The organism is Nocardia sp. NPDC004722, from assembly GCF_053601505.1.
On sequence record NZ_JBSGBY010001005.1, the window covers coordinates 1 to 1,761 of the forward strand.

Genomic DNA, 1,761 nt, shown 5'->3' on the forward strand with positions numbered 1-1,761 from the left:
GGTGAAGCCCGGCATGTAGTTGACGCGGGACTGGTGCAGGTACACCTCCGAGCCGAGGATCTGGCGGGCCAGTCCGGCGATGCGGCTCTCGGACACCAGATTCGCGATCAGGGTGCTGAGGCGGTGCACCTCGAAGATCGAGCGCACCCGGTTCGAGCCGCGTTCGAGGATGACCCGCTCGTCCAGCATCAGCTCGGGATCGCCGGTGAGCCTGTCGATTTCGGCGGCGACGTCGGCGACCTCGTAGCGGTCGAGCAGGCCGTCGAGGATCGCGTAGCCGTAGTCGTCGAAGGCGGCCAGGCCCGGAGTGCCGATCTCACCCCACACCGTCGGGTCGTCGCGGTCGATCGGCGGGGTGCCCGCGACGGTGCGGGTCCGGTAGCGGTCGATTCTCTCGATGTCAGACAACGTCATTCAGGACCTCCTCCTCGACGGCGATCAGCGGGTAGACGCCGTCCGCGTCGTGCACCTCGCGGCCGGTCACCGGCGGATTGAACACGCACAGCATGCGCATGCGGTGGCGGGCGAACAGCCGGTGGCGTTCATGGCCGTCGAGCAGATACATCGATCCGGGGCCGAGTTCGTAGGTGATGCCCTGGTCGAGATCGACCAGCGTGCCGTCGCCCTCGACCAGCCAGACCGCCTCGACGTGATGCTGATAGTGGAACTCGTGGACGGTCCCGGCCTCGATGGTGGTCTCGTGGAAGGAGAATCCCACCCCGTCGCCGCCGAGCACGATGCGCTTGCTGCGCCAGCCCGGGCCCGCGACATCCCTGTCGGTGCCGGTGATCTCGTGGGTGCTGCGCACGATCATGTCAGCGCCGCCCGTCGGAGACCGCGTCCATGGATCCGGCCAGCAGTTCCAGGCCGTGATCGAGCTCGGCGTCGGTAATGGTCAGCGGCGGAAGCAATTTCACCACCTCGTCCTCGGGGCCGGAGGTCTCCACCAGCAGTCCGCGCTGGAACGCGGCCGCGCACACCTTCTCCGCCCGCGAGGCGTCATCGAAGGCGATGCCGTGCACCAGGCCGCGACCACGCGTGCTGATGCCGTCGAAGGCGGCGGCCATGCCGGTGAGGGCACGGTCGATGCGCTCGCTCTTGGCCAGGGTGGCGACCTCGAGGGCGTCGTCGGCCCAGTAGTGCTCGAGCGCCGTCCGGGCGGTGACGAAGGCCGGATTGTTGCCGCGGAAGGTGCCGTTGTGCTCGCCCGGCTTCCACAGGTCCAGTTCGGGTTTGAACAGCACCAGCGCCATGGGCAGGCCGTAACCGCCGATGGACTTGGACAGCGTCACGATATCCGGTGTGATACCGGCCATTTCGAAGGAGAAGAACGGGCCGGTGCGGCCGCAGCCCATCTGCACGTCGTCGACGATCAGCAGAATCTCACGGGCAGCGCACAATCCGGCCAGCTTGCGCAGCCACTGCACGCTGGCGATGTTCACCCCGCCCTCGCCCTGCACGGTTTCGACGATCACGGCGGCGGGGCTGTCCAGCCCGGACGAGGCGTCGTCGAGGACGCGCTCCATCCATTCGAACGAATCGTCTTCCGCGCCCGAGAGATAGCCGTCGAACGGCATCGAGGTGGCGTGCTGGAGCGGCACACCCGCGCCCGCGCGCTTGGCGGCATTGCCGGTGACCGAGAGCGCGCCCAGCGACATGCCGTGGAAGGCGTTGGTGAAGTTCAGGATGCCGGTGCGGCCGGTGACCTTGCGCGCCAGCTTGAGTGCGGCCTCGACCGCGTTGGCTCCGGTCGGGCCGGGG

General features: G+C 68.3%; 3 protein-coding genes. All 3 read right to left on the reverse strand.

The genetic code is table 11. The annotated features are described in order from the left end of the window. The coding region (locus tag ACWELQ_RS45125) for a phytanoyl-CoA dioxygenase family protein (protein ID WP_452403095.1) at nucleotides 1-414 on the reverse strand (414 nt) is incomplete at its 3' end. Then, on the reverse strand, nucleotides 401-814 hold the full coding sequence (locus tag ACWELQ_RS45130) for an ectoine synthase (protein ID WP_452403096.1): 414 nt from the start codon (nucleotides 812-814) through the stop codon (nucleotides 401-403). The genes ACWELQ_RS45130 and ACWELQ_RS45125, both read right to left, overlap by 14 nt. 1 nt (nucleotide 815) lies before the next feature. After that, the coding region (locus tag ACWELQ_RS45135) for a diaminobutyrate--2-oxoglutarate transaminase (RefSeq protein WP_452403097.1) at nucleotides 816-1,761 on the reverse strand (946 nt) is incomplete at its 5' end.